This window comes from Arthrobacter sp. MMS24-T111, from assembly GCF_054888995.1.
This window is the reverse complement of sequence record NZ_JBTZRO010000001.1, coordinates 1,970,315-1,984,152: the sequence shown is the minus strand read 5'-3', so window position 1 is coordinate 1,984,152 and position 13,838 is coordinate 1,970,315. Positions and strand designations below refer to the sequence as shown.

Here is a 13,838-nt window from a genome sequence, read left to right as displayed (position 1 = left end):
GTAGAGACTTAGGTTCACGCAGACTTTTCCCCACGAAAGCAGCCTCAATGAAGATCCGCAACAGCGCGCTGGCAGGCATCGCACTCGCCGCCACCGCAGCTCTCGGCCTGACCGCCTGCGGCGGTGGCACGCCCGCCGGTGACAGCTCCGCTTCCAACAGCGCCGCCTCCGGCGAGATCACTGTCTACAACGCCCAGCACGAGAGCCTCACCAAGGAATGGGTGGACGCCTTCACGGCGGAAACCGGCATCAAGGTGACCCTCCGCCAGGGCGACGACACCGAAATGTCCAACCAGATCATCCAGGAAGGCCAGGCGTCCCCCGCGGACGTGTTCCTCACCGAGAACTCCCCCGCCATGACGCAGGTGGAGAACGCCGGCCTGTTCGCCGACGTCAACAAGGACACCCTGGCCCAGGTTCCCGCCGAGTTCGCGCCGTCCACCGGCAAGTGGACGGGCATCGCCGCCCGTTCCACCGTCTTGGTGTACAACAAGACCAAGCTCACCGAGGACCAGCTGCCCAAGTCCATGCTGGACCTGGCCAAGCCGGAGTGGAAGGGCCGCTGGGCCGCTTCGCCCACCGGCGCCGACTTCCAGGCCATCGTCTCGGCACTGCTCGAACTCAAGGGTGAAAGCGCCACCGAAGACTGGCTCAAGGCCATGAAGGACAACTCCAAGGCCTACAAGGGCAACAGCACGGCCATGAAGGCGGTCAACGCCGGCGAAGTGGACGCCGCGCTGATCTACCACTACTACTACTATGGCGACCAGGCCAAGACCGGCGAGAACTCCAACAACGTCACGCCGTACTACTTCAAGAACGAGGACCCGGGCGCGTTCCTGTCCGTCTCCGGCGGCGGCGTGCTCAAGTCCTCCAAGAATGCTGCGGCCGCGCAGGCGTTCCTGAAGTTCATCACCGGCAAGAAGGGGCAGGAAGTGCTGAAGAACGGAACGTCGTTCGAATACGCCATCGGCTCCGATGTGCCCGCCAACGACAAACTGGTGCCCATCAAGGACCTGCAGGCGCCCAAGGTTGACGCCGCGAAGCTCAACTCCCAGAAGGTCAGCGATCTGATGACCCAGGCCGGACTCCTCTAATTCCGTGACCACCGATCTATCGGCTCCCGCCAGGCGGGGCACGACGACGGCGGGCCGGGGCAACAGCCCCCGCCCGCCTTTCGGCGTTTCCGCGGTGTCCATCCTGGCGGTGCTGATCGCCCTCTTCTCCCTCGTCCCGCTGGGGTACGTGGTGTACATGACGGTGGCAACCGGGTGGGACACCGCCGTCGCCCTCATCCTGCGCCCCCGGGTGGGCGAACTGCTGGCCAACACCCTGCTCCTGATGGCCGCCACCGTGCCGCTGTGCCTGCTGCTTGGCGTGGCGGGGGCATGGCTGGTGGAACGGACCAACCTCCGCGGCCGGCGGATCTGGGCTGTCCTGCTGGCCGCTCCCCTGGCCATCCCGGCATTCGTGAACAGCTACGCCTGGGTTTCGGCCATCCCCTCGCTCGGCGGCCTGGGCTCGGGAATCCTGATCTCCACCCTGTCCTACTTCCCGCTGGTGTACATTCCGGCGGCCGCCACGCTCAGCCGGTTGGACCCTGCCATCGAGCAGTCCGCCGCCGCACTGGGACTGGGCGCCTGGCGGGCCTTCTTCCGGGTGGTGCTTCCCCAGCTGCGGATCGCACTGACGGGCGGCGGCCTCCTGGTGGGGCTGCACCTGCTCGCCGAATACGGCGCCTTCGCCATGATCCGGTTCGATACCTTCACCACCGCGATCATGACCCAGTACCGTTCAACGTTCAACGGGGCCGCGGGCAACATGCTGGCCAGCGTGCTGGTGTTCTTCTGCCTGCTGTTGCTGATGGCCGAGGTCCGCAGCCGCGGCACCGCCCGGTACGCGAGGATCGGCTCAGGTGCCCAGGCACGGGCACTCCGGCTCCCGCTGCACGCCTACCAGATCCCGGGCCAGGCCTTCCTGCTGGCGCTGACGGCACTGGCGTTCGGCCTCCCCCTGTACTACGTACTGAAATGGATCGTGGCCGGCGGCGCGGACGTCTGGACCGCCGCCGAATTCCTCCCGGCCCTGCTGGCCACGTTCGGGTATGGCCTGGCCGGCGCTGCCGCCACCATCGTGGTCGCGTTCCCCATGGCCTACCTCGCGGTCCGGAAACCCGGCTGGTTCAGCAAGTCCCTGGAACTGTCCAACTACGTCACCAGCTCCATGCCCGGCATCGTGGTGGCCCTGGCGTTCGTCACCGTCAGCATCCGCGTGATGCCGGGCATCTACCAAACGGCCGGAGTGCTGGTGGCGGCGTACATCCTGCTGTTCCTGCCCCGGGCCCTGGTGAACCTCCGGGCCGGGCTGGCGCAGGCTCCCAAGGAGCTTGACGAGGCCGCGCAGGCGCTGGGCAAGCCGCCGCTGCTGGCCTTCATCCGCGTCACACTGCGGCTGACCGCCCCGGCCGCCGCCGGCGGCGCGGCCCTGGTGTTCCTGGCCATCGCCAATGAGCTCACCGCCACGTTGCTGCTGTCCCCCAACGGCACCAAGACCCTGGCCACCGAGTTCTGGAGCAAGAGCAGCGAAATCGACTACGCCGGAGCCGCGCCCTATGCCCTGCTGATGATCCTGCTTTCCGCCCCGATGACCTATCTCCTCTTCCAACAGTCCAAGAAAGTAGCCGGACAGTGACAGCACCATCCACCCGTCGGCTGCCCGAACCACGGGTCTCCCCCTCCGTGGCGGCAACCACCAACAGCCACCTCCAGATCACGGACGTCACCAAGAACTTTGGATCCCAGGCGGTCCTGAGGGGCGTCAACCTGTCCGTGGCCAAAGGCGGGACCACCGCCATCGTGGGTCCGTCCGGCTCCGGCAAGACCACGCTGCTGCGCCTCATCGCCGGTTTTGAACACCCGGACACGGGCACCATCTCGCTCAACGGCACCACGGTGGCAGGCGAGGGCGCATGGCTCCCCGCCCACAAACGCCAGATCGGCTACGTTGCCCAGGACGGCGCACTGTTCCCGCACCTGACGGTGGGCCAGAACGTTGCCTTCGGCCTGGACCCGGCCAAGCTGGAGGGCGGCCGGCGGGCTGTCGCGGCCCGGGTGGCGGAACTCCTGGAAATGGTGTCCCTGGATCCGGCCATGGCCAAGCGCCGCCCGCACCAGCTCTCCGGCGGCCAGCAGCAGCGCGTGGCCCTGGCCCGCGCCTTGGCCCGGGAACCGGAACTGATGCTCCTGGACGAGCCCTTCTCAGCCTTGGACGCGGGCCTCCGCGTGGCCACCCGCCGCGCCGTGGCCAAGGTCCTGGCCGAGGCCGGGGTCACCACCATCCTGGTCACCCACGACCAGGCCGAGGCATTGTCCTTCGCCGACCAGGTGGCGGTCATGCGCGGCGGCAAGCTGGCCCAGATCGGCAACCCCTTCGTCGTCTACACCCGTCCCGCGGACCGGGCCACCGCCGAGTTCCTGGGCGATGCCGTCATCCTGGACGCCTGGCTCGAAGGGTCGTTGGCCACCTGTTCGCTGGGCGGGATCCCGGTGCGCCGCCCGCCGGCGCAGGGGAAGGTCCAGCTGATGCTGCGGCCCGAGCAGATCCGCATCGCCGAGGACGGCCCCATCCGCGGCGTGGTGGTGGACACTGACTACTTCGGCCCCGAAACCACGGTGCGGCTCAAGCTCAACGTGCCGCAAGAGGTGGCGGAGCACGCGGATCACCGGTACCCCGGCGGCGGCGAAGTGATCACCATCCGGCACTGGAACGCCTCGATCGCACGGCCCGGAATGGAACTGTGCCTCCGGGTGGTGGGCGAAGCCGTCGCGTTCCCGATGGAGGACTGAGCTCCCCGGCCGCACTCAGCGGCGGATCAGAAGCTTGTCCGCGCATCCGAAGCTACAGGGCACAGATGGTCGAACAAGCTTCTGTCCGGTGCGCCCGCCACTCCTGACACAGAAAAAACACCGGGCCGAAACACTCCGGCAACCTCTTCACGGCAAGCTGTGCTTACGGGGACACAACAGCAGGAGGCAGCCCTCATGGAGGCACAAGGAATACGTACCGCGCAGCTCCGCATCGGGGACCAGATCGAAGCCTGGCACCGGGGCAAGCTTTTCCACAGCGGCCGGGTGACCGACGTCGTCCCGGCCCTTGAGCTCTTCTGGATCCTGGATTCCCGGACCGGTGCGCGGAAGCTGCTGGACCCGGAGGCCCTGGAGATCCGGCACGTGGAGGCCCCGGCCGTTCCACCCGCCGCCCAGGCGAAGCCGCTCGCGACCGCCTGAGCAGGGTTTCCGGCCGGGCGGGCCACGGCACCAGCGGCTTAGGTGCGTTCCTGGTAGACGTCCGGGACGCCGTCGTGGTCCGAATCCACCTTCTCGAGCTCTTCGGCGAGCCGGTACTGGCGGTTCCGGGTTCGCAGCACCACCGTCGCCAGCAGCGCGGCGATCAGTGATGCGGCCAGGATGCCCACCTTGGCATGGTCGTCATGCAGGCTGCCGTTGCCGAAGCTGAGCTCCGCCACGAGCAGGGACACGGTGAAGCCGATGCCCGCCAGCAGCGCGACGCCGAACACGTCGATCCAGGTGAAGGAGCTGTCCAGGCTGGCCCTTGTGGCTTTGGTCAGCACCCAGGTGGTGGCAAGGATTCCCACCGGCTTGCCCAGGACCAGGCCCAGAATGATGCCAAGCGCCACCGGGTCCGACAACGCCGAAACCAGGCCTTCCCATCCGCCGACCAGCACGCCCGCGGAGAAGAACGCAAAGATGGGGACCGCAATGCCCGCGGAAATGGGCCGGAACCGGTGTTCGAAGATCTCGGCGAGCCCCGGGCCCGCTTCCGGACCGCCGGAGGCCTGTGACCTGATCACCGGCACGGCGAAGCCCAACAGCACACCGGCCACGGTGGCATGGATGCCGGAGGCATGCACCAGCGCCCAGGTGAGCACCCCCAGCGGCAGCAGGATCAACCACGCCGCGGCGGCATGGCGGCCGAAGAACCGGCGGTACTTTTGCGCCAGGAACGCGTAGGCCGCCAGCGGAATGAACGCCAGGAGCAGCGGGGTGGGCTGGATGTCGCTGGAGTAGAAGAACGCAATGATGGTGATGGCAATCAAGTCATCCACCACGGCCAGCGTCAGCAGGAAGATCCGCAGCGCGCTGGGCAGGTGGGACCCGATGATGGCCAGCACGGCCACGGCAAAAGCAATGTCGGTTGCCGTGGGGATGGCCCAGCCGCGCAGGGTTTCCGGGCTGGAGAGGTTGACGACAAAGTAGATCACCGCCGGGACGGCCACGCCGCCCACGGCGGCGGCCACGGGGACGATCGATTTGCTGATCTGCCGCAGGTCACCGGCCACGAATTCCCGTTTGAGTTCCAGGCCCACCAGGAAGAAGAAAATGGCCAGCAGGCCGTCAGCCGCCCAGGCACCAAGGCTCAGCTCCAGGTGCCACGGCGCATAGCCCACCGTGAAGTCGCGAAGGGCAAAGTAGCTTTCCGACGCCGGGGAGTTGGCCCAGATGAGGGCGATGACCGCCGCGATGACGAGGAGGGCTCCGCCGACCGTTTCCTTGCGGAGGATTTCACCGATCCGGAGGGCCTCGGCGTAGCTGCCGCGGGAGAAGACGGTGGAGCCGAAAAACGTGTTCCGACGGGGCGGTGTTGGTGCAGGCGGGGTGGAGGTCATGGTGGCATCCTTATTTCCGGGTTCGACAAATCCATGCCGACCAGACTTCCCGGCGCACCTGGGTCTATTCTACCGGGCGGGGTGGTCAGCCGGCGCGGCGTCCCCCGGTGTCCCGGCTCCGTCCGTGCACCTGGATGGCCCGCACGGCCCGGTCCAGGTAGGTCCGCCCGTCAACGGAATTGGCAAGCTGCACCAGTTCGGCGGCCACCACCACGAGCTTGACGTTCCGGTGGCTGCTGGTGGCCACGAGCAACTGGAAGGCCTCGTCCGAGCCAAGCTTGAGCAGGCCCATGAGGATGCCGCGTGCCTGGTCGATCACAGTGCGGGTGGAGGTGGCGCCGGCAACGGCGTCCCGCGCCGTCTGTTCGGTTTCGCGCTGCAGGGTCCTGGTGAGGTCCACCATCACGCCTTCGAGGGCCACCACTGATCCGTCGTCGCCGAGGATCGCTTCACCGGAGGTCATCACCCGGCGGGTGTGGCCTTTGGCGTCAATGATGCGGTGGTACATGCAGAAGAAGCCGCCGGTTTCGGCCACCTTGGCGGTGATTTCTTCGCATTGTCCGCGGTCATCGGGATGCTTGTGCGCAAAGACGAGTTCGTGGGTGGGCACCACCTCGCCGCGCTGGTAGCCGTGCAGCCGGTACATGCCATTGGACCAGTGGAACGCCGGCCCGGCCAGGTCCACGCGGAACACCCCGGCGTCGCACTGGTCGTCGCCGAGGGCACTGGAGTAGGTGTACAAGTCGCTCAGCTCGGTCACGAGGCCCACTTCCCAGGTTTTGGCCAGCCCCCAGCGGGCCGGCACCGTACTCGCTCCTCCCAGTATGGGCGAATGGAGCAGCGGAAAGTAGAGCGGGAGGTCCTATGGAACTCCCGGGCTTCATGGTCTAGGGACTTGAACATATATACCCCTAGGGGGTATATTCGAGGTGTTGTCAGTGACGTGGTGTGTCCCGGCCGGTGCCTGCACCGGCCTTACAGCCGGTCAACCCCAGCGCCCCATGATCGTCTATGGAATGGAACTGTCATGAGCCACGGGAACCAGTCCCACCACCCGGCACCGGCCGGCCCCCTCACCCACCCGCCGGCAGGCGCCGACGGTCACGCGAACCCCACCGGGCACCCCCACCCCGGCGGCCACGCGCATGGCGACGACCACGCCTTGCACACCCACGGGCAGCACGCCGGGCACAGCACCGCCATGTTCAAGAACCGGTTCTGGCTGACGCTCGCCCTGTCCGTGCCGGTGGTCTATTTCAGCCCCATGATGGGCCACCTGCTGGGCTACATGGCACCGGAATTCCCCGGCGCCGCCTGGATTCCGCCCGTGCTGGGCACCGTGATCTTCCTGTACGGCGGCCAGCCGTTCCTCAAGGGCGGCCTCCAGGAACTCAAGGACCGCACGCCCGGGATGATGCTGCTGATCGCCATGGCCATCACCGTGGCCTTTGCGGCCTCGTGGGTCACCAGCCTGGGGATCGGCGGCTTCGACCTGGATTTCTGGTGGGAGCTGGCACTCCTGGTGGCCATCATGCTGCTGGGACACTGGATCGAAATGCGCGCCCTCGGATCCGCCCAGGGCGCCCTGGACGCCCTCGCCGCGCTGCTCCCGGACGAGGCCGAGCGCATCACCGGGAGCGGCCTCGAGACAGTCCCTGTTTCCGAACTGGCCCCCAACGATCTGGTCCTGGTCCGCCCCGGAGCCCGGATGCCGGCCGACGGAACCGTAGTGGACGGCCAGGCGGAGTTCGACGAGTCCATGATCACCGGCGAATCCAAAACCGTTCCACGCGGAGCGGGCGATCCGGTGGTGGCCGGAACCGTGGCCACGGACAGCAGCGTCCGGGTCCGCGTCACGGCGGTGGGCGACCAGACCGCCCTGGCCGGAATCCAGCGGCTGGTGGAGGAGGCACAGGCCTCATCCTCGCGCGCGCAAGCCCTCGCGGACCGCGCGGCGGCGTTCCTGTTCTACTTCGCCGCCGGAGCCGGCGTGCTGACCTTCATCGGCTGGACGCTGCTGGGAAGCGTCCCGGACGCCGTTACCCGTACCGTCACTGTCCTGGTGATCGCCTGCCCGCACGCGTTGGGGCTGGCCATCCCGCTGGTCATCGCCATTTCCACCGAACAGGCCGCCCGGGCAGGGGTGCTCATCAAGAACCGAATGGCACTGGAGCGCATGCGCACCGTCGACGTCGTCCTGTTCGACAAGACCGGCACCCTGACCACCGGCGAACCTGAACTGAAGGACATCGCCGCGGTCGAAGGGGCCGAGGCCGATTCCGTGCTCGCCCTCGCCGCCGCCGTCGAATCCGACAGCGAGCATCCCGTGGCGCGTGCCATTGTCCGGGCCGCTGCGGCCCGGAACCTGGAACTCCCGGCGGCAACCGGCTTCACCGCCCTGGCGGGCCGGGGCGTCCGGGCCGCCGTGGACGGCCGCACTGTGCACGTGGGCGGGCCCGCGCTCCTGCGCGAGCTCGGCGTCGTCGAACCCGAGCCCTTGGCCGCCCGGACGCGCGCCTGGAAGGACCGCGGCGCCGCCGTGCTGCACGTGGTGGACGGCGACGGCACCGTCCTGGGTGCCGTGAGCATGGAAGACGCCGTGCGGGCCGAATCGCGGCAGGCAGTGTCAGCCCTCCAGCGCCGCGGTATCAAGGTGGCCATGGTCACCGGCGACGCGCGCCAGGTGGCGCAGACCGTGGCCGCGGACCTGGGCATTGACGAGGTATTCGCTGAGGTCCTTCCAGCGGACAAGGACAAGAAAGTCGCCGAACTGCAGGCCCGCGGCTTGAAGGTGGCCATGGTGGGCGACGGCGTCAACGACTCCCCGGCCCTTGCCCGCGCCGAGGTGGGCATCGCCATTGGCGCCGGGACCGACGTGGCCATGGAATCCGCCGGCGTGGTGCTGGCAGGAAACGATCCGCGGGCCGTGTTGTCCATGGTGGACCTGTCCCGGGCGAGCTACCGGAAGATGTGGCAGAACCTGGTGTGGGCCGCCGGCTACAACATCCTGTCCGTGCCGCTGGCCGCAGGCGTCCTGGCCTTTGCCGGAGTGGTGCTCTCGCCGGCGGCAGGGGCGGTGCTGATGTCCGCCTCCACCGTAGTGGTGGCCCTGAACGCCCAGCTCCTCCGGCGCCTGAAACTGAACCCGTCGGAGGTGCAGTGAACCGGGCGCTGCGCCAGGCCTGGCTGCTGGCCGGCATGCTGGCGGTCATCATCGGGCTCCTGGGCATGCACGTCCTGACCGCGGGCCACGCCTCACACGGGCCTGTTGCGCAGGGCGTTGTGTCACACAGCGCAGCCTCACACACGGCACCCGCCGGGCACACCGCCGTCGTGCAGTCCACGGTTGGAGACCATCACGGCCATACCGGCCACGCGGCCGCAGCGGCTTCCATGCACGCGCCGGCCCTGTCCACGTGCGGCACCTCGTGCCCGGGAGCGCAGGAGTCGGGGGCGCCCTGCGTGCCGTCGGTCCCCGGCAGCCCCGTGGCGGTTTTCCCGCCGCAGGCAACCCTTGCGGTCGTTCCACTGCTGCCGCCGGCGGGCCACCCCAGCTCCTCCTATGGGTACCTGCCGCCCAGCCCCACACCCTGCGACCTGTCCATCAGCCGGACGTAAACCGGACTGTGCCCACCACCCCGGTCCAGTTCCACTACCTCCCTGAAAGACACCATGAAAACCACATTCAAGACCCTGTCCATCACCGTTGCCCTCGCCGCGTCCCTCAGCCTCGCCGGCTGCGCCACCGGCTCCGGCGGCAGCATGCCCATGGACCACGGCAGCTCCAACCCCATGTCGACTACGATGCCTAGCGCCGGCACCATGCCAAGCGCCGGCGCCGACCATAACCAGGCTGACATCATGTTTGCCCAAATGATGATTCCGCACCACACCCAGGCAGTGGAGATGAGCGGCATCATCCTCGCCGAAAAGGACGTGCCGGCAGAGGTGACAGCGCTCGCCACGAAGATCAAGGCGGCCCAGGCACCAGAGATCGAGCAGATGACCGGATGGCTGACGGGCTGGAACGCGCCCACCATGATGGGCGATGACCCCGGGCACGGCATGTCGGGCATGGTGGACGATGCCGGCATCGAGAAGCTGAAGTCCGCCACCGGAACCGAGGCCGCGAAGCTGTTCCTTGAGCAGATGATCGGCCACCATGAGGGCGCCATCGACATGGCCCGGCAGGAAATCAGCGCCGGCACATTCCCGGACGCCGTGAAGCTGGGCCACGACATCGTGGACGCCCAGCAGGCCGAGATCACACAAATGAAGCAGCTGCTGACCGTTCTGTAAGCTGGCCGGCGGGCGCCCGGCATCAAAACACGCACGGCGCGGCAGCGGCACCCGGCCTGGGGCCGTCGTCGCGCCGTTGCGTGTTAAGTTGAAAGGCACGGGCCCACCGGTCCTGCCGCCAGCTGGGAAAGAGAACATCTCCTTGGACAATTCCGCGCCAGTCAAGATCCTGACCGTCTGCACCGGGAACATCTGCCGCTCGCCCGTGGCCGAACGGCTGCTGCAGGCAGGGCTGGACCAAGCCGTGCCGGGAGGATTCCAGGTGGCGAGCGCCGGTACCCGGGCCATGGTGGGCGAACCCATGCAGCCCATTTCCGCGGAGATCGTGCGGACCTTCGGCGGAGATCCGGAGGGCTTTGCGGCACGGCAGCTCACCCCTGCCATCCTGCGCGGCGTGGACCTGGTGCTCACCATGACCTCCGGACACCGCGGCGAGGTCCTGCAGCTCGATGCCTCCCTCCTCAAGCGCACCTTCACCATCCGCGAATTCGCCCGCATGCTCGACGTCCTGGACCAGCGGGACACGTCCGCGTCCACGGACAAGGCGCCCGACGACGACGGCTGGCTGGCTGCCCACACAGCCCGTTGGCGCGGGTTGCCGGCCCGGGCCGCCGGGGTGCGGCACCTCTCACTCCCTGCAGATCCCGCCGAGAACGACATCGTGGACCCGTACCGCCGGCCGCCGGAGGTGTACCGGCAGATGGAGGACCAGCTGGCCCCCGCCATCGTGTCCATCCTGCGCCACGCCCGCCTCAATTCCCCGGTCCGCGGGGACGCAGCCGGCGCGCCGTAACGAACCGTGGGTGCCCGGCGGCCCGGCGACACGCCGCAGGTGACAGTTTGGACAAGCCTGTAGCCAACAGGGGCATCACTGGCGGACACTGATCCCACCCGCAACACGATGAGGTGGAGGCCCCGCATGAGCACGCCTGATCCAACCGGACCAGCCGGTCCCCCCACCAGCCCGTCCGCGCCCCACCGGCCCGCCTGGCTTGCAGCCCTGGGCCGCCGCCGCTGGATCGCCGCCCTGCTGGCACTGGTGCTGGTGGCGGCCGCGGGGATCGCGGTGTTCAGCCTCAACCGCGCGGGCAGGGATGCCGCCCCCGCAGCCACGCAAACCCAGTCGCCAAGTGAAACGCCCACGCCCACACCCACGCCATCTGACACTCCTCCGCCGCCCGCGCCCGCTCCGCCTCCTCCGCCGCAGCCGATTCCTGACCTCCCGGCGGCCGAGATGAATGTGCTGGTCATCGGCAGCGACAGCCGCGGGATCGCCCGGAACGAGGCAAACCACACCGCGGAGACCGGCGAGCCCTCGGACCAGCGCTCGGACTCGTTGATGCTGGTCCATGTGCCCGCGGACCGCCACACGCTCTATGTCATTTCGATCATGCGGGATCTGTGGGTGGACGTCCCGGGCGTGGGCGGCTCCAAGATCAATGCGGCCCTGGAGTACGGCGGCATCGACCTGACCACCCAGACCGTGCAGCAGTTGCTGGGCGTCACCATCGACCACACCCTAATGCTCGATTTCAACGGCTTCCGGGCACTCACGGACGGGCTGGGCGGCATTGACGTCAACGTCCCGTTCGCCTTCCAGTCCACCATCGAAACCCAACATGTGTTCAGCCAGGGCATCAACCATCTTGACGGGCAGGCGGCCTTGGAGTTCAGCCGCGAGCGCTACGCCTTCACCGACGGAGACTTCCAGCGCGTACAGAACCAGCGGACCATGCTGCGTGCCATCCTGGCCCGGCTCACCGGCGGCGGCGCCCTGAACGACGTAAACGCGGTCCGGTCGCTCGTGGACTTCGCGGGCTGCTGCCTCACGGTGGACAAAGGTTTCGACCCCGTCCAGGCCGCCATCCTCGCCTACAGCCTGCGGAACCTGGACGTGAACGCCATCGGCACCATGACCCTGCCCACGGCCGGGACCGGCATGGCGGCCGGGCAGTCGGTGGTATTCCCCGATTATGGCGGCATCGCCGCCGTCGGCGCAGCGCTGCGGGAGGGCAGGATCGCCGACTTCGCTGTCCCGTAGCCTGCCGGCCCAAGCGTCGGGCCCCACCCTGGCCACCGCCTGTTCAGGACCGCCTCACCCCGGGTTTACCCGCAGGACCATGTCCGTGCGTCCGCCCGCGGGAACCTCAGGGTATGACTGAGAACTTCCGCACCACCGTTTCCCGCCGCACCGTCGTCAAAGGCTCGGTCCTGGCCGCCGCTCTCGCGTCCGTCCCCGCCGCCGCCCAGGCAGCCGAAACCGGCCAGTCTCCCGCCGGCGTCGCGTTGGTCCGCAACCGCCTCACCCTCCCCAGCGGCATCGCCACCGGGGACGTCACCTCCGATTCTGCCGTCCTGTGGTCCCGCGCCTCGGGTGCCGGCCGGATGACTGCGGTCCTGCGGGCGGTGGACGACGGCGGCCAGGTCCTGCGCGGGCGCGGCGCCTTTGAAAGGGTCCTTCGCGGCCCCCGTGCCACCCAGGCATCGGATTTCACGGCCAAGATCCATGCCGGCAACCTGCCATCAAACACCCGGTTCGCCTTGGAAATCAGCTTCGAGGACGACGGCGGCGCGGCCAGTGAGACGGTGACCGGCAGTTTCCGGACGGCCCCCGACGCCGGGACGGTCAACGGCAAGGGCCGCACCGGTGGGACGGGCAGCGGCGGCGACGTCCCGGCGTCGTCCGCGCAGAGCTTCGTGTGGACCGGCGACACTGCCGGCCAGGGGTGGGGCATCAACGAGGAGATCGGCGGCATGCGCGGCTACCGGGCCATGCACCAGGCCCGGCCGGACTTCTTCATCCACTCCGGCGACACCATCTATGCCGACGGTCCCATTGCGGAAACCGTCACCGAAAAGGACGGCCAAGTGTGGAAGAACCTGGTGACCGAGGAGGTGTCCAAGGTGGCCGAGACGCTGACCGAGTTCCGCGGCCGGCACCGTTACAACTCGATGGACGCCAACATGCGCGCCTTGTTCGCTGACGTCCCGGTCATCGCCCAGTGGGACGACCACGAGACCCACAACAACTGGTACCCGGGCCAGATCCTGGATGACTCCCGCTACACGGTGCGGGACGTCAACACCCTCGCCGCCCGCGGCCGCCAGGCCTGGCAGGAAAACATGCCCATCGCGGACAGCTCCGCCCTGTGGCGGCCCGGCACATTCGACGACGCCGGCACGTACCAGCCGGCCCGCATCTACCGGAAGATCTCCCGCGGGCCGCAGCTGGACATCTTCTGCCTGGACATGCGCACCTACAAGTCCCCCAACACGGATGGCAAGGAGCCCTACGCCACCGCCATCCTGGGCCAGGAGCAGGTGGACTGGCTCATCAGCGAGGTATCCAAATCCAAGGCAACGTGGAAGGTGATCGCCAACGACCTGCCCCTGGGCGTCGTGGTCCCGGACGGTCCCGTGAATGAGGAAAGCGTCTCCAACCGCGATCCCGGCGCGCCTTTGGGCCGCGAGCTTGAACTGGCCGGGGTACTCAGCGCATTCAAGCGCAACGGCGTGAAGAACACTGTGTGGCTGACCGCCGACGTGCACTACTGCGCCGCCCACCACTACTCCCCCGAAAGGGCCGCGTTCACCGACTTCGACCCCTTCTGGGAATTCGTGGCCGGCCCCATCGCGGCAGGCTCGTTCGGTCCCAACGCCATGGACGGCACGTTCGGGCCGGAGGTGGTCTTTTCCAAGTCCGGCCGCTTCGCCGGTGAGTCCCCGCGGGACGGCGAAAACCAGTTCTTCGGGCACGTACAGCTCGGTGAGGACAACAGCTTCACCGTGAGCCTCCGGAACGCCAACGGCGCCACCGTGTTCTCCAAGACCCTCACGCCCCAAAGGTAGGTGT

General features: G+C 68.2%; 12 protein-coding genes. 10 read left to right on the top strand and 2 right to left on the bottom strand.

Features of this window, described 5'->3' with window-relative positions:
• Window positions 1–47: 47 nt before the first annotated feature.
• From ACX5I6_RS09245 to ACX5I6_RS09230, 4 genes are all read left to right on the top strand, one after another.
• Window positions 48–1,097, top strand: a complete 1,050-nt coding sequence (locus ACX5I6_RS09245) for an iron ABC transporter substrate-binding protein (protein ID WP_461840271.1) — start codon at window positions 48–50, stop codon at window positions 1,095–1,097.
• A gap of 4 nt (window positions 1,098–1,101) precedes the next feature.
• Window positions 1,102–2,691, top strand: coding sequence for an ABC transporter permease (locus tag ACX5I6_RS09240; RefSeq protein WP_461840270.1), 1,590 nt, complete (start codon window positions 1,102–1,104; stop codon window positions 2,689–2,691).
• A complete protein-coding gene (locus ACX5I6_RS09235) occupies window positions 2,688–3,845 on the top strand; it encodes an ABC transporter ATP-binding protein (RefSeq protein WP_461840269.1) in 1,158 nt (385 codons plus the stop codon). Before ACX5I6_RS09240 ends, ACX5I6_RS09235 begins: the two co-directional genes overlap by 4 nt.
• A 195-nt stretch (window positions 3,846–4,040) precedes the next feature.
• Window positions 4,041–4,286: a hypothetical protein gene (locus ACX5I6_RS09230; protein WP_285247085.1), complete on the top strand. Its 246-nt coding sequence runs from the start codon at window positions 4,041–4,043 to the stop codon at window positions 4,284–4,286.
• Window positions 4,287–4,324: 38 nt separating this feature from the next.
• Here the strand turns inward: ACX5I6_RS09230 and nhaA are convergent, their stop codons facing one another.
• Window positions 4,325–5,686 carry a Na+/H+ antiporter NhaA gene (gene nhaA, locus ACX5I6_RS09225; RefSeq protein ID WP_461840268.1) on the bottom strand — a complete coding sequence of 454 codons (1,362 nt, stop codon included), beginning with the start codon at window positions 5,684–5,686 and terminating at the stop codon, window positions 4,325–4,327.
• A gap of 85 nt (window positions 5,687–5,771) precedes the next feature.
• Window positions 5,772–6,491, bottom strand: a complete 720-nt coding sequence (locus tag ACX5I6_RS09220) for a PAS and ANTAR domain-containing protein (protein WP_461840267.1) — start codon at window positions 6,489–6,491, stop codon at window positions 5,772–5,774.
• Between the two features lie 222 nt (window positions 6,492–6,713).
• On the opposite strand from ACX5I6_RS09220, the gene ACX5I6_RS09215 reads away from it, so the two are divergent.
• The 6 genes from ACX5I6_RS09215 to ACX5I6_RS09190 all read left to right on the top strand — a co-directional run bounded on the left by ACX5I6_RS09215 (window position 6,714) and on the right by ACX5I6_RS09190 (window position 13,834).
• The gene (locus ACX5I6_RS09215) at window positions 6,714–8,849 is read left to right on the top strand and encodes a copper-translocating P-type ATPase (protein WP_461840266.1); all 2,136 of its coding nucleotides are present in this window, start codon (window positions 6,714–6,716) and stop codon (window positions 8,847–8,849) included.
• Window positions 8,846–9,304, top strand: a complete 459-nt coding sequence (locus ACX5I6_RS09210) for a hypothetical protein (protein WP_461840265.1) — start codon at window positions 8,846–8,848, stop codon at window positions 9,302–9,304. Before ACX5I6_RS09215 ends, ACX5I6_RS09210 begins: the two co-directional genes overlap by 4 nt.
• A 54-nt stretch (window positions 9,305–9,358) precedes the next feature.
• Window positions 9,359–9,985: a DUF305 domain-containing protein gene (locus tag ACX5I6_RS09205; protein ID WP_461840264.1), complete on the top strand. Its 627-nt coding sequence runs from the start codon at window positions 9,359–9,361 to the stop codon at window positions 9,983–9,985.
• Window positions 9,986–10,127: 142 nt separating this feature from the next.
• Complete coding sequence (locus ACX5I6_RS09200; protein WP_461840263.1) at window positions 10,128–10,778, top strand: arsenate reductase/protein-tyrosine-phosphatase family protein; 651 nt, start codon at window positions 10,128–10,130, stop codon at window positions 10,776–10,778.
• Between the two features lie 126 nt (window positions 10,779–10,904).
• A complete protein-coding gene (locus ACX5I6_RS09195) occupies window positions 10,905–12,026 on the top strand; it encodes an LCP family protein (protein WP_461840262.1) in 1,122 nt (373 codons plus the stop codon).
• Between the two features lie 113 nt (window positions 12,027–12,139).
• Window positions 12,140–13,834: an alkaline phosphatase D family protein gene (locus ACX5I6_RS09190; RefSeq protein WP_461840261.1), complete on the top strand. Its 1,695-nt coding sequence runs from the start codon at window positions 12,140–12,142 to the stop codon at window positions 13,832–13,834.
• The last annotated feature ends 4 nt before the right edge of the window (window positions 13,835–13,838 follow it).

What these genes read in the sequence shown, in the direction of transcription:
- ACX5I6_RS09205 (WP_461840264.1), top strand. Translation starts at nt 9,359, where the DNA reads ATGAAAACCACATTCAAGACCCTGTCCATCACCGTTGCCCTCGCCGCG.
- ACX5I6_RS09230 (WP_285247085.1), top strand. Translation starts at nt 4,041, where the DNA reads ATGGAGGCACAAGGAATACGTACCGCGCAGCTCCGCATCGGGGACCAG.
- ACX5I6_RS09245 (WP_461840271.1), top strand. Translation starts at nt 48, where the DNA reads ATGAAGATCCGCAACAGCGCGCTGGCAGGCATCGCACTCGCCGCCACC.
- ACX5I6_RS09215 (WP_461840266.1), top strand. Translation starts at nt 6,714, where the DNA reads ATGAGCCACGGGAACCAGTCCCACCACCCGGCACCGGCCGGCCCCCTC.
- ACX5I6_RS09190 (WP_461840261.1), top strand. Translation starts at nt 12,140, where the DNA reads ATGACTGAGAACTTCCGCACCACCGTTTCCCGCCGCACCGTCGTCAAA.
- ACX5I6_RS09195 (WP_461840262.1), top strand. Translation starts at nt 10,905, where the DNA reads ATGAGCACGCCTGATCCAACCGGACCAGCCGGTCCCCCCACCAGCCCG.
- nhaA (WP_461840268.1), bottom strand. Translation starts at nt 5,686, where the DNA reads ATGACCTCCACCCCGCCTGCACCAACACCGCCCCGTCGGAACACGTTT.